The sequence below is a fragment of the Pseudomonas sp. NMI760_13 genome (assembly GCF_021283245.1).
Taxonomy (GTDB): domain Bacteria; phylum Pseudomonadota; class Gammaproteobacteria; order Pseudomonadales; family Pseudomonadaceae; genus Aquipseudomonas; species Aquipseudomonas peradeniyensis.
The window spans coordinates 1-21,784 of the sequence record NZ_JAJSRC010000049.1 but is presented as its reverse complement, the minus strand read 5'-3'; the positions used below and the strand labels follow the sequence as shown (position 1 = coordinate 21,784).

Annotated in this window: 4 protein-coding genes; all 4 read left to right on the top strand. The window is 69.5% G+C overall.

The annotated features are described in order from the left end of the window. On the top strand, window positions 1-3,845 hold a 3,845-nt coding region (locus LU671_RS28415; protein ID WP_232857744.1), incomplete at its 5' end, for a non-ribosomal peptide synthetase. Further along, the gene (locus LU671_RS28410) at window positions 3,842-18,367 is read left to right on the top strand and encodes a non-ribosomal peptide synthetase (protein ID WP_232857743.1); all 14,526 of its coding nucleotides are present in this window, start codon (window positions 3,842-3,844) and stop codon (window positions 18,365-18,367) included. The genes LU671_RS28415 and LU671_RS28410, both read left to right, overlap by 4 nt. 66 nt (window positions 18,368-18,433) lie before the next feature. After that, complete coding sequence (gene macA / locus LU671_RS28405) at window positions 18,434-19,588, top strand: macrolide transporter subunit MacA (protein ID WP_198745913.1); 1,155 nt, start codon at window positions 18,434-18,436, stop codon at window positions 19,586-19,588. A gap of 2 nt (window positions 19,589-19,590) precedes the next feature. After that, window positions 19,591-21,594: a MacB family efflux pump subunit gene (locus tag LU671_RS28400; RefSeq protein ID WP_232857742.1), complete on the top strand. Its 2,004-nt coding sequence runs from the start codon at window positions 19,591-19,593 to the stop codon at window positions 21,592-21,594. Window positions 21,595-21,784: the final 190 nt, after the last annotated feature.

The following is a 21,784-nucleotide window of genomic DNA, read 5'->3' as shown; positions in this document are numbered from 1 at the left end:
TCAACCGGCCTGAACTGACCGCCGAGCGCTTCCTCGACGATCCGTTCAACGGCGGGCGGATGTACCGCACGGGCGATTTGGTGCGCTGGAATGTCGATGGCACGCTGGACTACCAGGGCCGCAATGACGACCAGGTGAAGATCCGTGGCGTACGGGTCGAGCTGGGCGAGATTGAGGCCGCGCTGAAGGCCCAGCCGGGCATTACGGACGCGGTGGTGCTGGTGCGTGACGAGCGTCTGCTGGCCTGGTTCACCGAAACCGCCGTGGTCGATCTCGACACCTTGCGCCAAGGTCTGCAAGTCAGCCTTCCGGGTCACTTGGTACCGCAAGCCTTCATGCGTCTGGAGGAACTGCCACTGACCAGCCACGGCAAGCTGGACCGCAAGGCGCTGCCGGATCCGGACCCCTCGGCCCTGGTGCGCCAGGCCTACGTTGCGCCAATCGGCGCCACCGAGGTGGCCATGGCCGCGACCTGGGCCGAGGTCCTGGGTATCGAACAGGTTGGTCGCCATGACAACTTCTTCGAGCTCGGCGGCCACTCGCTGCTGGCGGTGAGCCTCACCGCGCGCCTGCGCCAGGCCGGTTTGCAGGCCGACGTGCGCACCTTGTTCGGTCAGCCGACCGTGGCGGCACTGGCGGCGACCCTGGGCCATGGCCGCCAGGTCGAGGTCCCGGCCAACCGGATCCCGGTCGACTGCACCCGGATCACCCCGGACATGCTGCCACTGGTGGACCTTGAACCTGCTGCCATCGAACGCATCGTCGCCACGGTGCCGGGCGGCGCGGCCAACGTGCAGGACATCTACCCACTGGCGCCGTTGCAGGAAGGCATTCTCTACCACCACCTCAGCTCGCCGGAGCACGATCCCTATGTGCTGCAATCGCGCATGGCCTTCGCCAGCCGTGACCGGCTGCACGCCTTCGTCGATGCCCTGGGCAAGGTCATCGCCCGTCATGACGTGCTGCGTACTTCGGTGCTGTGGGACGGCCTGCCGCAGGCATTGCAGGTAGTCTGGCGCCAGGCTGGGCTGGCGCTGTTCGAGGTGGCCGACGAGACTGCGGTGCCCCATGCCCTGGCCCTCGACCAGGCGCCACTGGTGCGCCTGTTCCACTGGCCGGACGCGCAGGGCGCCGGACGGCAGGCCGTGCTGCAGTTCCACCATATCGTCCTCGACCATACCGCGCTGGATGTGCTCGGCCGGGAACTGGTCAGCTATCTGCAAGGCGCGCCGGTGCCCGCCGAACAGGGCGCGCCGTACCGCAACTACGTGGCCCAGGCGCGGCTGGGCGTCAGCCAGGCCGAGCACGAGGCGTTCTTCCGCGAGCAGTTGGGCGATATCGACGAGCCGACCCTGCCGTTCGGCCTAAGCGACGTGCAGGTCGACGGCCTCGGCATCGAAGAGGCCCAGCTATGGCTGGACGAACCCCTGGCCACCGGTCTGCGCCAGCAGGCACGGCAGCTGGGCATCAGCGTCGCCAGCCTGTTCCACCTGGCCTACGCCCGCCTGCTGGCCGCCGCCAGCGACCGTGACAGCGTGGTATTCGGCACCGTGCTGCTCGGTCGCCTGGAAGGCGGCGCGGGAGCGGACCAGGCGCTGGGCATGTTCATCAACACCTTGCCGCTGCGCCTGGACCTTGCAGGCATCAACCTGCAGGACGCCGTGCGCCAGACCCAGCAGCGCTTGAGCGCCTTGCTCGCCCACGAGCATGCCTCACTGGCCCTGGCCCAGCGCTGCAGTGGCGTGCCGGCCCCGGCGCCGCTGTTCAGCGCCATGCTCAACTACCGCCACGGCAGCCAGGCGGACGAGGACCAGCGCCAGGCCCTGCAAGGCATCGAGACCCTGGACAGCAACGAGCGCAGCAACTACCCGCTGAGCCTGAGCGTGGACGATATCGGCGAGCGCTTCCGTCTGGTTGCCCTGGCGCCGGCGGCGGTCGGCGCGGCGCGTGTCTGCGAGCAGATGCGGCGGGTGCTGGAGGCCATGGCCGAGGCCTTGGCCCATCAGCCACGGCAAGCGCTGCTGCAACTGCCAGTACTGTCGGCCGAGGAACGCGACCAGCTGGTGCACGACTTCAACCGCACGGCGCAGCCCCACGACCTGAACCGGACCCTCCAGGACCTGTTTGAGGCCCAGGCGTTGCGTAGGCCCGAGGCCGTTGCGCTCAGCACCGAGCAGGGTGAACTCAGCTATGAGCAGCTCAATGCCCAGGCCAACCGTCTGGCCCATCACCTGATCGCGCTGGGTGTACGGCCCGACGATCGGGTGGCGATCTGTGTCGAGCGCGGTCTGTCGCTGGTGGTCGGCCTGCTGGCGATCCTCAAGGCCGGTGGCGCCTATGTGCCGCTCGACCCGGATTACCCGGTCGAACGGATCCGCCACATGCTGGTCGACAGCCAGCCACAAGCGGTTCTGGTGCAGGCGGCCACCCGGGCGCTGATGGGGGATCTGCCACTGACCCAGGTCGATCTCGACCTGGCGGACTCGATCCGTGAGCCGGAGCACAACCCGCAGGTGCCGGGCCTGACCGCCGCCAACCTGGCCTACGTGATCTACACCTCCGGCTCCACCGGCCTGCCCAAGGGGGTGATGGTCGAGCACCGCAACGTGGTCAACCTGGTGCACTGGAGCGCCAGCCTGTTCCCGGGCGAGGGCGCGCTACTGCACAAGACCCCGGTGAGCTTCGACGCCTCGGTGTGGGAGCTGTTCTGGCCGCTGTGCAGCGGCGTGCGCCTGGTGCTGGCCAAGCCGGACGGTCAGCGCGACCCGCAGTACCTGGCCGAGCTGATCCACCAGCGACAGGTCGGCGTGGTGCAGTTCGTGCCGGCGTTGCTGCAGCAGTTCCTCGAACACGAGGCCAGCGCGGCCTGCGACAGCCTCAGCGATATCGTCTGTGGTGGCGGCGAGCTGACCGAGGCCCTGGTGCGCCAGGTGCGCGAGCGCCTGCCACGGGCAAGGCTGCACAACGTCTATGGGCCGACCGAGACCACGGTCGATTGCAGCGTCTGCACCTTGCACCCGCAGGATCCGTTGACATCGGGCGCAATGCCGATTGGCCGGCCGATCGACAACACCCGCCTGTACGTGCTCGACGGCCACGACCAACCCGTGCCGTTGGGCGTTGCCGGTCAGCTGCATATCGGCGGCGCCGGGGTGGCGCGTGGCTACCTGGGGTTGCCGGAGCAACAGGCCGAACGCTTCATCGCCAGCCCGTTCGCCGACGGCGAGCGGCTGTACCGCAGCGGCGATCGGGTACGCCAGCGCCCTGACGGCAGCCTCGAGTTCCTTGGCCGCACCGACCACCAGATCAAGCTGCGCGGCCTGCGCATCGAGCCGGGCGAGATCGAGGCCTGCCTTGCCCGGGTACCCGGGGTGCGCGAAGCCGTGGTGCTGGTGCACGACGCCCAACCGACCGGCCCGCGCCTGGTGGCCTATGTCACCGGCGCCGCGCCGCCCGCCGAGGTTCTGCGCGAGGCGCTGCTGGGGCAACTGCCCGAGTACATGGTACCGGCGCTGTTCATGGCCCTCGACGCCTTGCCGCTGACCCCCAACGGCAAGCTCGACCGCAAGGCACTGCCGCAGCCGGACCTGCCGGCGCGCGTCTACGAGGCGCCGCAAGGCGACACCGAGCAGCTGTTGGCGCGTATCTGGGGCGAGCTGCTGGGCGTGGAGCAGGTAGGCCGCCACGACAACTTCTTCGAACTGGGCGGCCACTCGCTGCTGGCCGTGACCCTCACCTCGCGCTTGCGCGAGGCGGGCCTGGAAGCCGACGTGCGCAGCCTGTTCGAACACCCGACGCTGGCAGGCTATGCCGCCATCACAGACAGAATGGAGATCGTCCTGTGAGCATCAACGAACTACTGGCGACCCTGGCCGCCAACAATGTCCAGCTGGCCCTCAAGGATGGCCAGCTGGTGGTCCAGGGCAATCGCCAGGCCCTGAGCGACGCCGCGCTGGTGGCGCGGCTGCGCGAGCACAAGCCGGCGCTGCTGGGGATGCTCGAACGTGGCGAGTACGTGGCGGCGCGCCAGGGCAGCGTCGAGGTACCGGAAAACCGCATCCCCGCCGGCTGCGCGCGGATCACCCCGGCCATGCTCAGCCTGGTCGAGCTCGACCAGGCCAGCATCGACCAGTTGGTCGAAGGCGTGCCCGGCGGCGCGGCCAATGTGCAGGACATCTATCCGCTGGTGCCTTTGCAGCAAGGCATGCTGTTCCACCATGCCAGCGCCGGCGACCATGATCCCTACGTGATGCAGGCGCGCTTCGTGTTCGCCAGCAGCGCCCGGGTCGAGGCCTTCGCCCAGGCCCTGCAAGGGGTGATCGACCGTCACGATATCCTGCGCACCTCGGTGCACTGGAAGGCCCTGGAGACGCCGGTGCAGGTGGTCTGGCGCCAGGCCCGGCTGCGGGTCACCCAGTTGGCCGAGGGCCAGCTGCCGGACAGCGGCTTCGACCTGACCCAGGCACCGTTGATCCGCCTGCAATGCCAGGCGGCGCAGGCGGATGGGCAGGTCCACGCGACCCTGCAGTTCCACCACGTGGCCATGGACCACAGCGCCCTTGAGGTGGTGCGCCACGAAATGCTTGCCTTCCTGCTCGGCGAAAGTGCCCGGTTGGGCCGTCCGCTGCCGTTCCGCAACCATGTGGCCCAGGCCCTGCTGGGCGTCGGCGAGGCCGAGCACGAGGCGTTTTTCCGCGACATGCTCGGCGGCGTGGACGCGCCGACCCTGGCCTATGGCCTGGCCGATGTGCAGGGGGATGGCGCGGCGCTGAACGAGCACGCGCTGGACCTTGACCTGGCGCTGTGCCGCGCGCTGCGCGCCCAGGCCCGCAGCCAGGGGGTGAGCGTCGCCAGCCTGTTCCACCTGGCCTGGGCGCGGGTGCTGGGCGGCCTGACCGGGCGCGACCAGGTGGTGTTCGGCACCGTGCTGATGGGCCGCCTGCAAGGCGCCGAGGCCACCGACCGGGCGCTGGGCATCTTCATCAATACCTTGCCGCTGCGGGTGGACCTGGACGACGCCGACCTGGCCAGCGCGATCAAGGCCACCCACCAGCGCCTGAGCACGCTGATGCGCCATGAGCACGCGCCCCTGGCCCTGGCCCAGCGCTGCAGCGGCGTGGCGGCGCCGACGCCGCTGTTCAATGCCTTGCTCAACTACCGCCACAGCGCGGCCTCGGGCTCCGAAGCGGTGCTGCGCGCCGGCTGGGCCGGGATCGAGATCGTGCACGCCGCCGAGGCCACCAACTACCCCTTGACCCTGAGCGTCGACGACTTCGGCGAAGCGTTCCGCCTGACCCTGCTGGCCAGCCCCGAGGTGCCGGCACGGCGTGTCTGTGCCTACCTGGAGCAGACCCTGCGCAGCCTGCTTGCGGCGACGTCCACCGCTGAAGTCAGGGCGCTGCCGATGGTGCCTGCCGACGAGCGTGAGCAACTGCTGGAAACCTTCAACCAGACCCCGGGCATCGAACAGCCGCACGGTCCGTTGCATCGGCGTATCGAGGCCGTGGCCCAGGCCCATCCCCACGCCCTGGCCGCCACTGCCAATGAGCAGTCGCTGACTTATCAGCAACTGAACCAGCGCGCCAATGCCCTGGCTCACCACCTGATCGGCCTCGGCGTGCGCCCCGACGACCGCGTGGCAGTGTTCGCCCGCCGTGGCCTGGACACGCTGATTGGCCTGGTCGCGGTGCTCAAGGCCGGCGCCGGCTACGTGCCGGTGGACCCGGCCCACCCGGACGAGCGTGTGCGCTACCTGCTCGACGACAGCGCGCCTGTGGCCGTGCTGACCCAACAAGCGTTGCGCGGCCGCCTGGATGGGATCACGGTGCCCGTGCTGGCGCTCGATCAGCCTGACTGGCCGCAGCGGCTGGATGATCCAGCCGTCGCCGACCTGGGACCGGAACACCTGGCCTACGTGATCTACACCTCGGGCTCCACCGGGCAGCCCAAGGGGGTGATGGTCGAGCACCGCACCCTGAACAACCTGGTGGACTGGCACTGCCGGGCCTTCGACCTGTGCCTGGGCCGGCACACTTCGAGCCTGGCCGGCTTCGGCTTCGACGCCATGGCCTGGGAGGTCTGGCCGGCGTTGTGCGCCGGGGCCACCTTGCACCTGGCGCCCGCCGGCGAGGGCCACGAGGACCTTGATGCGCTGCTGGCCTGGTGGCGCGCCCAGCCACTGGATGTCAGCTTCCTGCCAACACCAGTGGCCGAATACGCCTTCAGCCATCAGCTCGGGCACCCGACCCTGCGTACCCTGCTGATCGGCGGCGATCGCCTGCGCCAGTTCAACCGCACCCAGACCTTCGCCGTGGTCAACAACTACGGCCCGACCGAGACCACCGTGGTGGCCAGTTCCGGAGTAGTGGAGGCGGGGGGCGCGCTGCACATCGGCGGCCCCGTGGACAATGCCCGCCTGTACGTGCTCGACGCCGGGTTGCAGCCGGTAGCATTGGGCGTGGCGGGCGAGCTGTACATCGGCGGCGCCGGGGTCGCCCGTGGCTACCTTGGCCGCCCGCAGCTGACCGCCGAGCGCTTCCTCGACGATCCGTTCGCGGCAACGCCGGGCGCGCGCATGTACCGTACCGGCGACCTGGTGCGCTGGCTGGCCGACGGCACCCTCGATTACCTGGGGCGCAACGACGACCAGGTGAAGATCCGTGGGGTGCGCATCGAACTGGGCGAGATCGAGAACCGGCTGAACAGCCTGCCGGGCATCGGCGAGGCCGTGGTGGTGGCCCGCGAGGACCAGCCTGGCCAGCCGCGCCTGGTGGCCTACTTCACCGCGCAAGCCGGCCTCGAGGCACCCTTGCCCGAGGTCCTGCGCACGCAACTGCTGGCCCATCTGCCGGAGTACATGGTGCCGGTGGCCTTCGTCGCCCTGCAGGCGCTGCCGCTGACCGCCAACGGCAAGCTCGACCGCCGCGCCTTGCCGGCGCCTGAGCGTTCGGCGCTGTTCGAGCGTGGCTACGTGGCCCCCGAGGGCGAACTGGAAACTGCCCTGGCCCAGCTGTGGGCCGAACTGCTGCAGGTGGAGCAGGTTGGCCGGCATGACCATTTCTTCGCCCTGGGTGGCCATTCGTTGCTGGCCATGCGCATGGTGTCCCAGGTGCGCCTGCGCCTTGGCGTCGAGCTGACCCTGGCCGAGCTGTTCGCCAACCCCGAACTGGCCGCCGTGGCCCAGGTGCTGGCGAGCGCCGGGCACAGCGCGCTGCCGGCCATCGTCGCGGTGCCCCGCGAGCAGCCCCTGCCGTTGTCGTTCGCCCAGCAGCGTCTGTGGTTCCTGGCCCAGCTGGAGGGCGGCAGCCAGGCCTACAACGTGCCGCTGGCCCTGGGCCTGCGTGGCTCGGTGGATGCCGACGCGCTGGAGCGTGCCCTGCTGTGCATCGTCGCGCGCCACGAAGGCCTGCGCAGCCGCTTCGTACCCGCAGGCGACAGCGCCGAGGTGCACGTCGCCGCCACGCCGCTACCGGGCTGGCTGCGGCGCCTGAGCCTGGCGCCCGATGACCTGGCCGCGCACCTGCAGGCCGAGGCCACCGCGCCGTTCGACCTGGTCGAAGGACCACTGTTGCGCGCCAGCCTGCTGCGCCTGGAGGATCAGCACCATGTGCTGCTGCTGACCCTGCACCATATCGTCGCCGACGGCTGGTCCCTCGGCGTGCTGACCCGTGAGCTGGGCGCGCTGTACCCGGCCATGTGCCAGGGCCTGGACGATCCGTTGCCGGCCCTGGCCATCCAGTACGGCGACTATGCCGTGTGGCAGCGACGCTGGCTGGCCGGTGAGCAACTGCAACGCCAGGCCGACTACTGGCGCCAGGCCCTGGATGGCGCGCCGACCCTGCTGAGCCTGCCGAGTGATCGGCCACGACCGCCACGCCAGGACTTCAGCGGCGCCAGCCTGGCGCTGCAGCTGGATGCGCGACTGGGGGCCGGCCTGCGGGCCCTGGCCCAGCGGCATCAGGCAACACTGTACATGGTGCTGCTCAGTGCCTGGGCCGCGACCCTGGCGCGCCTGTCCGGGCAGACAGAGGTGGTGGTCGGCTGCCCGGTGGCCGGACGCGGCCATGCCGAGCTGGAGCCGCTGGTGGGGCTGTTCGTCAACACCCTGGCGCTGCGCATCGACACGTCGGGCGCGCCGAGCAGCGAGCGCCTGCTGGCCCAGGTGAAGGCACGCCTGCTCGACGCCCAGGCGCACCAGGACCTGCCGTTCGAGCAGGTGGTGGAGATCGTCCGCCCGGCGCGTAGCCTCGGCCACACGCCGTTGTTCCAGACCACCCTCAACTGGCTGGCCACCGAGGGCGTCGCGCCGAGCCTGGCGGGTTTGCGCCTGGAGGGCGTGGCCCAGGCCAACCAGGTGGCCAAGTTCGACCTGTCGCTGAGCATGGGCGAGCAGGGCGAGGCGTTGGTCGGCAGCCTCGAGTACGCCACGGCATTGTTCGATGAAAGCAGCGTGTGCCGTTTCGCCGGTTACTTCGAGCGTCTGCTGCGGGCAATGATCGCCAACGACCAGGTGCCTCTGGCCGAGGTGGAGTTGGTCGGCGGCGCCGAACGCCGACGCCTGCTGCACACCTTCAACAACAGTGCCCGGACATTCCCGGTCGGCCAGACCCTGCCGGCCCTGATCGAGGCCCAGGCGGCCCGTGCCCCGCAGGCGCTGGCCGCCGTGGCCGGCGATGCACGCCTGAGCTACGGCGAGCTGAACCAGCGCGCCAACGCCCTGGCCCATCACCTGATCGAACGCGGCGTAGGGCCGGACGACCGGGTCGCGGTGGTCGCCCGGCGCGGCCTGGATACCCTGGTGGCGCTGCTGGCGGTGCTCAAGGCCGGTGGCGCCTATGTACCGGTGGACCCGACGCATCCGGATGAGCGCCTGCGCTACCTGCTCGGGGACAGCGCACCCGTGGTGGTCCTGGCCCAGCAGGCGCTGCTGGCGCGCCTGGACGGGCTGACCTTGCCTGTGCTGGCCCTGGACCGGCCGGACTGGCCGGCGCGCACGGACAATCCCGAGCTGCCCGGCCTGCTGGCCAGCCACCTGGCCTACGTGATCTACACCTCTGGCTCCACCGGGCAGCCCAAGGGCGTGATGGTCGAGCACCGTACCTTGGCCAACCTGGTGCACTGGCACTGCAAGGCCTTCGAGCTGGGCGCCGGCGAGCACACTGCCAGCGTCGCCGGCTTCGGCTTTGATGCCATGGCCTGGGAGGTCTGGCCGGCCCTGTGCGCCGGCGCGGTGCTGCACCTGCCACCGGCCGAGCTGGGTAACGAGCAGCTCGACGGCCTGTTGGCCTGGTGGCTGGAGCAACCGCTGAAGGTGGCCTTCCTGCCGACACCGGTCGCCGAATATGCCTTCACCCAGGGGCTGCGCCATCCGACCCTGCGCACCCTGCTGATCGGTGGCGACCGCCTGCGCCAGTTCACCCGCGACCCCGGCTGCGTCGTGGTCAACAACTATGGCCCCACCGAGGCGACGGTGGTCGCCACCTCCGGCCTGGTGCTGCCGGGCGGGGCGCTGGACATCGGCCGGCCTATCGCCAATGCCCGGGTCTACCTGCTGGACGAGGCGCGGCAACTGGTACCGTGTGGCGTGACCGGCGAGCTCTACGTGGGCGGTGTCGGGGTGGCGCGGGGCTACCTGAACCGTGCGCATCTGACGGCCGAGCGCTTCCTCGACGACCCGTTCAGCGAGCAGCCTGGCGCACGCATGTACCGCACTGGCGACCTGGCCTGCTGGAACGCTGACGGCACCCTGGACTACCTGGGCCGCAACGACGACCAGGTGAAGGTGCGCGGCCTGCGCATCGAGCTGGGGGAGATCGAGGCGCAGTTGCTGGCCTTGCCTGGCGTCGCCGAAGCGCTGGTGCTGGCCCGCGAGGATCAGCCCGGCCAGCCGCGCCTGGTGGCCTACTACATCGCCGGCCCTGAGGCGCAGCCGGTCGGCGCCCTGCGCGCCGCCCTGCAACAGCGCTTGCCGGGCTACATGGTGCCGACGGCCCTGGTGCGCCTGGATGCCTGGCCATTGACCGCCAACGGCAAGGTTGATCGTCGCGCGCTGCCGTTGCCCGAGCGCGAGGCGTCGGCCAGCCAGGTCCACGAGGCTGCCGAGGGCGCGCTGGAAATGGCCCTGGCCGAACTGTGGTGCGAGCTGCTGCAGCTGGAACGGGTAGGGCGCCAGGACCGCTTCTTCGAACTGGGCGGCCATTCGCTGCTGGCCATGCGCATGGTCGGCCAGGTGCGGGTGCGCCTGGGTCGGGAGCTGTCGCTGGGCGAGCTGTTCGGCGACGACCGCCTGCTGGCGGTGGCGGCGACCCTTGCCGAGCGCGGTGGCGAGGTGCTGCCGGCCATCGAGCCGACGCCCCGTGGCCAGTCCCTGCCGCTGTCGTTCGCCCAGCAGCGCCTGTGGTTCCTGGCGCAGATGGACGATGCCAGCGCCGCCTACCATATTCCCCTGGGCCTGGCCTTGCACGGCCCGCTGGACCGCGCGGCGCTGGAGCAGGCACTGGCGCGCATCGTCGAGCGTCACGAGAGCCTGCGCAGCCACTTCACCCAGGAAGGCGCCGAGGCAAGGGTACGCGTGGCCCCGGGCCGCGGCGGCTTCGCCCTGGCCTGGCACGACCTGCGCGGCGCCGCGCAGCAGCTGCCCGAACTGATGCAGGCCGAGGCGCTGCTGCCCTTCGACCTGGCGCACCAGTTGCCGGTGCGTGGCCGCCTGCTGTGCCTGGCGGCAGAGCATCACGTGCTGCTGCTGACCTTGCACCATATCGTCGCCGACGGCTGGTCGATGGGCGTGTTCACCCAGGAGCTGGCGGCGCTGTACCAGGCCTTCAGCGAAGGGCACGACGACCCGCTGCCGGCGCTGGCGATCCAGTACGGCGACTACGCCCTGTGGCAGCGCCGCTGGCTGGCCGGCGACGCGCTGCAGCGCCAGGGCGAATACTGGCAACAGGCCCTTGCCGGCGCGCCGGTGCTGCTGACCCTGCCCACCGACCGGCCACGGCCGGCCCGCCAGGACTACCGCGGTGACCGGGTCGAGATACGTTTGGATCGGCGTCTGAGCGAAGACCTCAGGGCGCTGTGCCTGCGCCACGGGGTCACCCCGTTCATGCTGTTCGGCGCCGCCTGGGCGGTGCTGCTGGCGCGCCTGTCCGGCCAGGCCGAGGTGGTGATCGGCACACCGGTGGCCAACCGTCGGCAGGCCGAGGTCGAAGGGCTGATCGGCTTGTTCGTCAACTCCCTGGCCCTGCGCATCGATACCGCCGGACTGCCCGACGTCGGCGCGCTGCTGGACCGGGTCAAGGCCTGCGTCAGCCAGGCCCAGGACCATCAGGACCTGCCGTTCGAACAGGTGGTGGAACTGCTGCACCCGCCGCGCAGCCTGGCCCATACCCCGCTGTACCAGGTGTCGCTGGCCTGGAACGGCGTGCCGGGCGAGGCCTTGCAACTGGGCGACCTGCAACTGGAGGCGCTGGGCGGCGCGCAGATCTTCGCCAAGTTCGACCTGACCCTGAGCCTGGGCGAGACCGCCGACGGCTACGGCGGCGCCCTGGAGTTCGCCACGGCACTGTTTGACCGGGCGACCATCGAACGCCATGTCGGCTACCTGGAGCAACTGCTGTGGGCGATGGCCGGCAGCGACCAGGCGGTGCCGGCGAAGGTCGAACTGCTGGGCGCCGCCGAGCGTCGCCAGGAGCTGGTGACCTGCAATGCCAGCGAATTGGTCGGCGGCTTGCAGCAACCGGTGCAGGCGTTGTTCGAGGCGCAGGTGGCGCGTATGCCGCAGGCGTTGGCGCTTCAGGCCGAGGACGGCCAGATGAGCTACCGGCAACTGAACGAGGCGGCCAACCGCCTGGCCCATCAGCTGATCGCCCAGGGCGTGGTCGCCGACAGCCGGGTCGCGGTGTGCCTGGCCCGTGGACCGCAACTGCTGGTCGGGCTGCTGGCGGTGCTCAAGGCCGGCGGCGCCTACGTGCCGCTGGACCCGGGCTACCCCGACGAGCGCCTGGCCTACATGCTTGCCGACAGCGCGCCGCTGGCGTTGCTGGTGGATGCCGGCAGCCGCGGGCGCTTCATCGACAGTGCCGTGCCACGCCTGGACCTTGACCAGCCGACCTGGACCGGCCAGTCGCCGGACAATCCGCAGGTGAGCGGCCTGGGTGCCCGGCACCTGGCCTACGTGATCTACACCTCCGGCTCCACCGGCACGCCGAAAGGGGTGATGGTCGAGCACCGCAGCCTGTGCAACCTGGTGCACTGGAGCTCGCGGCTGATCGCCCCGACCGTCGAGGGCGCGCTGCTGCACAAGACCCCGGTGAGCTTCGACGCCTCGGTGTGGGAATTGTTCTGGCCGCTGTGCGCCGGCCTGCGCCTGGTGCTGGCGCGCCCGGACGGCCAGCGCGACCCGGCCTACCTGGCGGCGCTGATCCAGCAACAGCGGGTCAACGTGGTGCAGTTCGTGCCGGCGCTGCTGCAGCAGTTCCTCGCCCTTGAGGCCAGCGCGGCCTGCGACAGCCTCACCGATATCGTCTGCGGCGGCGGCGAGCTGACCACGACGTTACTGCAACAGGTGCGCGAGCGCCTGCCGCAGGTGCGGCTGCACAACGTCTATGGCCCGACCGAGGCCACCGTCGATTGCAGCGTCTGGACCCTGGAGCCCGGGCAACCGCTGCCTGAAAGCGCGCCACCGATCGGCCGGCCGATCGCCAATACCCGGCTCTACGTGCTCGACCGCAACGGCCTGCCGGTGCCCCGTGGCGTGGTGGGCGAGCTGCACATCGGCGGCGTCGGCGTGGCCCGTGGCTACCTGGGCCTGTCGGAACTGGACGCCGAGCGCTTCGGCGACAGCCCGTTCGTGGTCGGCGAGCGCCTGTACCGCAGCGGTGATCTGGTGCGCCGCCGCGCCGACGGCGAGCTGGAGTTCCTCGGCCGCGACGACTTCCAGGTCAAGCTGCATGGCCTGCGTATCGAACTGGGCGAGATCGAGGCCTGCCTGGCCAGTCATCCCGCGATTCGTGAAGTTGCGGTGCTGCTGCGTGGCGAGCGGTTGGTCGCCTGGTTCACCGCCCACGACGACGCGCCCGGGATCGAGGCGTTGCGTCGGCATGCCCTGGCGCAGCTGCCAGACTACATGGTGCCGTCGGCCTATGTGGGGATGCCGGCCATGCCGCTGACCGCCAATGGCAAGCTCGACCGCCAGGCGCTGCCCGAGCCCGGCGCCGAGGCCGTGCTCAGCCGTGCCTACGAGGCGCCGCAAGGGGAAGCCGAGACCCATCTGGCGGCACTGTGGGCCGAGCTGCTGAACGTGCCGAGGGTAGGGCGCCAGGACCACTTCTTCGAACTGGGTGGCCACTCGCTGCTGGCGGTGACCCTGATCGCCCGCCTGCGTGCCGAAGGCCTGGAGGCGGACATCCGCGTGCTGTTCGCCGAGCCGACCCTGGCCGCCTTGGCCGGCACCCTGGGCCAGCATGGCGGGCCCCGGGTGCCGGCCAACCGTATTGGCGCCGACTGCCGACGCATCACACCGGACCTGCTGGCGCTGGTGGCGCTGGAGCAGGCGGCCATCGACCGCATCGTCGCCCAGGTCCCGGGCGGCGCCGCCAACGTGCAGGACATCTACCCGCTGGGGCCGTTGCAGGCGGGGATTCTCTACCACCACCTGGCCAGCGAGGGGGATGATCCGTACCTGTTGCAGGCGCGTTTCGCCGTGGCCGACCGCGCGCGGCTGGAGGCGCTGCAGCGGGCCTTGGACCAGGTGATCGCCCGTCACGATATCCTGCGTTCCTCGCTGTACTGGGACGGCCTCGCCGAACCCGTGCAGGTGGTGTGGCGCCAGGCATCGCTGCCGGTACAGGAGGTGTCGCCGGGGGCGGCGCAGGTCTTGCGCCTGGACCTGACCCGCGCACCCATGCTGCGCTTGCTGCACAGCCAGGACCCGGCCAGCGGGCGCATCACCGCGACCCTGCTGTTCCACCACCTGGTCATGGACCACGTGGCCCAGGATGTGCTGCGCGCCGAACTGCAGGCCTGCCTGCTCGACGAGCAGCGCCAGTTGCCCGCGCCGGTGCCGTACCGCAACTACATCGCCCAGGTGCTGCAAGGCGCGGGCGAAGCCGAGCACGAGGCGTTCTTCCGCGAACAGCTGGGCGACATCGACGAGCCGACCTTGCCCTATGGCCCGCATCCGCTGGCTCATCAGGGCGCCGAGGCCGAAGCCCGGATACTGCTGGACGACGGCCTGGCGCGACACCTGCGCGAGCAGGCGCGGCTGCTGGGCGTCAGCGCCGCCAGCCTGATGCACCTGGCCTGGGGGATGGTGCTGGGGCAGTTGTCGGGGCGCGACAGCGTGGTGTTCGGCACCGTGCTGCTCGGTCGCCTGCAGGGTGGCGAAGGCGTGGAGCGCGCCTTGGGCGTGTTCATCAACACCTTGCCGCTGCGCCTGGAGGTGGGCCGCCTGCCGGTGCGCGAGGCGCTGCTCGACACCCACCGCCGGCTTACCGGGCTGCTGGTGCACGAGCATGCGCAACTGGCCCTGGCCCAGCGTTGCAGCGCGCTGCCGGCCGGCGCGCCGCTGTTCAGCGCCTTGCTCAACTACCGCCACAGTGCCACGGCCCTGCTCCGTGACGGTGCTGCCGGGCGCGCCTGGGAAGGCATCGAGCTGCTGCATGCCGAGGAACGCAGCAACTACCCGCTGGCCCTGAGCATCGACGACCTGGGCGAAGGCTTCGGCCTGACCGCGCAGTGTGCGCCGGGCCTGGATGCGCGACGCCTGTGCGGTTATCTGCAACAGGCCCTGGAAAACCTGGTCGAGGCCCTGACTCAGGATCCCGAACGAGGCCTGGAACGGCTGGAGATCGTGCCGGCCGAGGAACGCCGGCGGCTCCTGGTGGGCTTTAACGCCACGCAACGTGATTACCCGCGAGCGTTGCCGGTGCAGCGCCTGTTCGAGCAGCAGGTGGCGCGGCACCCGCTGGCGCTGGCGGCGCGCCACGATGAACGCCAGCTCACCTATGGCGAGCTCAACGAGCAGGCCAACCGCCTGGCCCATTGGCTGATCGGCGAGGGCGTGGCGGCAGGCGATCCGGTGGCGATCCTGCTGCCGCGCTCGTTGCCCTTGCTGGTGGCGCAGCTGGCCGTGCTCAAGTGCGCGGCCATCTATGTGCCGCTGGACATCAACGCCCCGGCCGAACGCCAGGCGTTCATGGTCCAGGACTGCCAGGCCGTGGCGCTGCTGACCCTCGGCAGCCTGGCGGCGGAATGCGAGGCGCGGCGCATCGACCTGGACTGCCTGGCCCTCGACGACCAGCCGGCGCACAACCCGAACCTGGCGCAGGACGCCGACGCGGTGGCCTATGTGATGTACACCTCGGGCTCCACCGGCACGCCGAAGGGGGTGCGGGTGACCCACCGCGGCATCACCCGGCTGGTGCTGAACAACGGCTATGCCGACTTCGATGCCAGCGACCGTTTCGCCTTCGTCTCCAATCCGGCGTTCGACGCCGCCACCCTGGATGTCTGGGGCGGCCTGCTCAACGGTGGCCAGGTGCTGGTGATCGATCACCAGACCCTGGTCGAGCCAACGCAGTTCGCCACCGCGTTGCGCCAGGGTGGCGCCAGCGTGATGTTCGTCACCACGGCGCTGTTCAACCAGTATGTGCAGCTGATCCCAGAGGCCCTGGCCGGGCTGCGGGTCCTGCTGTGCGGCGGCGAGCGCGGCGAGCCCGCCAGCTTCCGGGCGTTGCTGGCGCGGGCGCCGAACCTGCGCCTGGTGCACTGCTACGGGCCCACCGAGACCACCACCTTTGCCACCGCCTGCACCGTGCGGGCCGTGGCCGACGGCGCCGAGCATGTGCCGATCGGCGGCCCGATCGGCAACACCACGGCCTATGTCCTCGATGCGCACGGGCGCCTGCTGCCCGAAGGCGTGACCGGCGAGCTGTACATTGGCGGCGATGGCGTCGCCCTGGGCTACCTGAATCGCCCGCAACTGACCGCCGAGCGTTTCCTCGACGACCCGTTCGGTGCTGGGCCCGGTGCGAGGTTGTACCGCACCGGCGACCTGGCCCGCTGGCGTGATGACGGCCAGCTGGAATGCCTGGGGCGCACCGACGACCAGGTGAAGATCCGTGGTTTCCGTATCGAGCTGGGCGAGATCGAGCAGCACCTGACCCAGTGCCCGGGCGTGGACGAGGTCGTGGTCATGGCCCTGCGCCTGGAGCAGGGACCGCTGCGCCTGGTGGCCTGGTACACCCGTACCGACGCGACCCTCGACGGCGTGGCGTTGCGCGGTTTCCTGCGCGAACGGCTGCCGGAGTACATGTTGCCGACGGCGTTCGTCGCGCTCGAGGCGTTGCCGTTGACCAACAATGGCAAGGTCGACCGCCGGGCGCTGCCGCTGCCGGGCGCGCAGGACCTGGCCGTGGCGGTGTTCGAGGCCGCTGCAACACCGGTGGAACAGGCATTGGCCGCGCTGTGGGCGCAAGTGCTGGAGGTCGAGCGGGTGGGGCGGCATGACAGCTTCTTCGAACTGGGCGGGCATTCGCTGTCGGCGATCCGCCTGGTAGGCGAGATGCGCCAGGCCGGCCTGCACACGACCCTGGCGGAGCTGTTCCAGCACCCGACCATCGCCACCCTGGCAGCGCGCCTGGGCGAGGGTGCGCACGAGGACGAAGGCCTGGTCACGGTGCGCGCCGCAGGCAGCCAGCCTGCCTTGTTCCTGATCCACGAGTTCAGTGGCCTGGACCTGTACTTCCCGGTCCTGGGGCGGCATATCGAAGGTGATTTCCCCGTCTACGGCCTGGCTGGCGTCGCCCCTGGGGAGGCGCAGCTGAATACCATGGAGTGTCTGGCGGCACGCCTGGTACGGCGGATCCGCGCCGTGCAGCCACACGGGCCGTATCGGCTGGCGGGCTGGTCGTTCGGCGGCGTGCTGGCCTACGAGGTGGCCGCGCAGTTGCTGGGCGCGGACGAGCCGGTGGCCTTCGTCGGCCTGATCGACACCTACGTGCCGCGCCTGAGCGACCAGGGCAAGGCGCGCTGGCAAGGGCCGCACCTGCTGCAAGGGCAGCTGTTGCTGCATTGCCGGGTGCATTGGCAGGCCCAGGGCGAGGCGGGGGCGGCGCAGTTGGCCGAGATCGAGGCATTGCAGCCCGGGGCGCTGGCGTTCGAAGCACTGCTCGCCCACTGCCGTGATCGCCAGCTGCTGGTGCCCGGCCTGGTCCAGGCCAGCGACGGGCAATTGCGCCACTTCTTCGAGCGTCACCTGGCCCATGGGCATGCCCTGGCCCACTACCGGCTGGCACCGTTGCCGGTGCCGCTGCACCTGTTCGTGGCCGAGCAGCGCAGCGCCGGCATCGTCACCGACAGCCCGACCCTGGGCTGGGCCGAGGCCTTGCCGGGGCAGGCGTTGCATTGCCTGAGCGTGCCGGGTGATCACCAGAGCATGGTGCAGGATCCGCAAGCGGCGGTGCTGGGCCAGGCCATCGCGCAGGCGTTGCAGGCCGCACCCGGTGGCGTTCGGCCGACACACCAGCCGCTGCTGGCGATCCAGAGCGGCACGCCGTCCCATGTCCCGGTGTTCTGCGTGCCGGGGGCCGGCGACAGCGTGACCAGCTTTATCGGCCTGGCCGAGGCGCTGGGGCCGGATTGGCCGGTGCATGGCCTGCAGGCCCGGGGCCTGGCCGCGGGCGAGGTGCCGCACAGCACAGTGGAGGCCGCCGCCGACTGCCATGTCCGGGCCATCGAGGCGCTGTACCCCGAGGGCCCGTTGAACCTGGTCGGGCATTCGTTCGGTGGCTGGGTGGCCCACGCCATGGCGGCACGCTTGCAGGCCAAAGGGCGCGAAGTGCGCTCCCTGACCCTGGTCGACAGCGAGGCGCCAGGCGCGGGGGGCAGTTGCGGCAAGCCGTACACCTTTACCCAGGCCCTGCAGCGGCTGATCGAGTCGCTGCAACTGTCCACCGGCAAGTCGTTGGGCATCGAACCTGCGGCCTTTGCCGAAGCCGACGATCAGGAGCAACTGCGCCAGTTGCACGCGGCCATGGTGCGGGTCGGCCTGATGCCGTCACGCTCTTCGGCGCAGGCACTCGAGGGCGTGGCGCGGACCTTCGCCACGGCCCTGCGCACGGTGTACCGTCCCGAGGGTGGGTTCAACGGCCTGGCGCGGCTGGTGCTGGTGGCTGATCCGAGTCTGGACGTCGCCGGCAACCAGCGCGAGCAGCAGGCCATGGAGGAGGGCTGGCGCGATTGGCTGCCGCAACTGGAGGTGTGGCAGGGGCCGGGTAACCATTTCAGCATCCTCAAGGTGCCGGATGTGTTCAGCCTGGCGGCGTGGTGGCATGACGGGCAGGCCCTGCATCACGGCAGGGTGAAGCAGTAACACCGTCGTGGGCGCGGGGCATGCCCGCGCCCACGGGACCTCATCGGATTCTGGAAGAACGGTTTTATGGAAAAGACGAAGTTTCGCAAGATCACCCTTGGGGTCGCCGCGGCCCTGGTCGCCGGCATCGTGCTGTACGCGGTGCAGGCCCCGGCCAAGCCGCCGCAGTACATCACCGCCACGGTCGAGCGTGGCGACATCGAGAACGCGGTGCTGGCCACCGGCACCCTGGAGGGCATCCGCCAGGTAGACGTCGGTGCCCAGGTTTCCGGGCAGCTCAAGTCGCTGAAGGTCAAGCTCGGTGACAAGGTCAGCGAGGGCCAGTGGCTGGCCGAGATCGACCCGCTGGTGCCGCAGAACACCCTGCGCCAGGCCGAGGTCGACGAGGAGAAGCTGCAGGCCGAGCGGCGCTCGGTGCAGGCCAAGCTCAAGCAGGCCAAGCGGGTCTACGAGCGGTACGAGGTGCTGCAGGACGACGAGTCGATCTCGCGCCAGGATTTCGAGAGTGCCGAGTCCGAGTTCGAGGTGCAGCAGGCCAACCTGCGCTCGCTGGACGCGCAGATCAAGAGCGCCCGGGTGCAGATCGACACCGCCAGGGTCAACCTCGGCTACACCCGCATCGTCGCGCCGATCAACGGCCATGTGGTGGGCATCGTCACCCAGGAAGGCCAGACGGTGATCTCCAACCAGTTGGCGCCGGTGATCCTCAAGCTGGCCGATCTCGACACCATGACCATCAAGGCCCAGGTGTCCGAGGCCGACGTGATTCACATCAGCCCCGGCCAGCAGGTGTACTTCACCATCCTCGGCGATGACCAGCGCTATTACGCCAAGCTGCGCGGCACGGAGCCTGCGCCGCAGAACTACCTGGAAAGCAGCGACAAGAACAGCGGCGCGGCCAAGCAGGCCAGCGCGGTGTTCTACAACGCACTGTTCGAGGTACCCAACCCCGAGCACCGCCTGCGCATCTCGATGACCGCCCAGGTGCGCATCGTCCTCGACACCGCCCAGGGCGTGCTCACCGTGCCGGTGGCGGCGCTGGGGCCGCGCGACGCCGACGGCAGTTTCCCGGTACGGGTGATCGACGGCAAGGGCTTCGCCCAGGTGCGCAAGGTCCAGGCGGGGATCAACAACAACGTCAAGGTGCAGGTCAAGGATGGCCTGGCCGAAGGCGATCGGGTGGTGATCGGCGAGCCGGTGTCGGGCGAGGCGGGGGCGTGAGCATGAATATGACCGTCGAGCTTTCACCGCACCTGGCGCGGCCTGCTGACCAGAAGCAGCCGTTGCTGCGCCTGCAGGGGGTCAGCCGCAGCTTCATGGCCGGCGACCGTGAGTTCCTGGCGCTCAAGGGTATCGACCTGCAGATCCATGCCGGTGAGCTGGTGGCGATCATCGGCGCCTCGGGCTCGGGCAAGTCGACCCTGATGAACATCCTCGGCTGCCTTGACCATGCCAGCGCCGGCAGCTACCAGGTCAGCGGCCAGGAAACCCGCGACCTGGACGACGACGCCCTGGCTGCGCTGCGGCGCGACTATTTCGGCTTCATCTTCCAGCGCTACCACCTGTTGCCGCACCTGGATGCCCTGCGCAATGTGGAAATTCCGGCGGTGTATGCCGGCGTGCCCCAGGCCGGGCGCCATGCCCGTGCCCGTGAACTGCTGGGGCGTTTGGGCCTGGGCACCCATCTGGCCCACCGGCCGAGCCAGCTGTCCGGCGGCCAGCAGCAGCGGGTGAGCATCTGCCGGGCGCTGATGAACGGCGGCGAGGTGATCCTTGCCGACGAACCCACCGGCGCCCTCGACACCGCCAGCGGCAAGGAGGTGATGAACATCCTGCTGGAGTTGCACGCTGCCGGGCACACGGTAATCCTGGTGACCCACGACCCCAAGGTCGCCGCCCATGCCGAGCGGATCATCGAGGTCAGTGACGGGCAGATCGTCAGCGACCGCCGCACCCGACCCGAGACACCGGCGCCAGCCGCCGAGGCCACGCCGGCTGTCGAGCAGGCGCCGCGGCGGCTGGTGGCAAGCCTCGGCCTGTTCCGCGAGGCCTTCAAGATGGCCTGGATCGCCCTGGTCTCGCACCGCATGCGCACCTTGCTGACCATGCTCGGGATCATCATCGGCATCACCTCGGTGGTGTCGATCTCGGCCATCGGCGAGGGCGCCAAGGGCTACGTGCTCAAGGACATCCAGGCGATCGGCAGCAACACCATCGACATCTATTCGGGCACCAGTTTCGGCGACAGCCGGGCCAAGGCCATCGAGACCTTGATGCCGGCGGATGTGACGGCGCTCAACGCGCTCTACTACGTCGACAGCGCCACTCCGGTGATCGGCCAGAGCTCGCTGGTGCGCTACCGCAACATCGATGCCGACGTGCAGCTCAACGGCGTCAGCGAGCAGTACTTCCAGGTGCGCAACATTCCGCTGGCCTCGGGGATCGTGTTCAGCGCCGACGACGCCCGGCGCCAGGCGCAGGTGGTGGTGATCGACCACAACACGCGCAAGCGCCTGTTCGGCGACGGGGTCAACCCGCTGGGGCAGGTGATCCTGGTCGGCAAGCTGCCGTGCACGGTGATCGGCGTGACCGCCGAGAACAAGAACCTGTTCGTCGCCGGCAACACGCTGAACGTGTGGATGCCCTACGAGACCGCCGCCGGGCGGGTGCTCGGCCAGCGCCACCTGGACAGCATCAGCGTGCGGATCAAGGATGGCATGCCGAGCAAGCGGGTCGAGGAGGAGGTCAACAAGCTGATGCTGCAGCGGCACGGGACCAAGGACTTCTTCACCAACAACCTCGACAGCATCATGCAGACCGTGCAGAAGACCAGCCGTTCGCTGACCCTGCTGTTGTCGCTGATCGCGGTGATTTCGCTGGTGGTGGGGGGGATCGGGGTGATGAATATCATGCTGGTGTCGGTCACCGAGCGGACCCGGGAGATCGGCATTCGCATGGCGGTCGGGGCGCGGCAGTCCGATATCCGGCAGCAGTTTCTGGTGGAGGCGGTGATGGTCTGTCTGATCGGTGGGGTGATCGGGATTGGGTTGTCCTATGGGATCGGGTATCTGTTTGCCTTGTTCGTCAAGCAGTGGGAGATGGTGTTTTCGTTGGGGTCGGTGGTTACGGCGTTTGTTTGTTCTACGTTGATTGGGATTGTGTTTGGGTTTGTGCCGGCTCGGAATGCGGCGCGGTTGGATCCTATTGAGGCGCTGGCTCGGGATTAAAATATGATGGTTTGAGTTGGTTTGAGTTGGTATTGGAAGTTGTATGCGCATTCATTTTTGATGTCGACGCTAATTCACCTTTCCGCCCTTACGGCGGGTTACTTTGGTCTTGGTGTAGAGACCGGACACATCGCTGACACATGTGCGCAGACATGGTTGACACATTATGGTCCGTAATCAGGTTTATTCA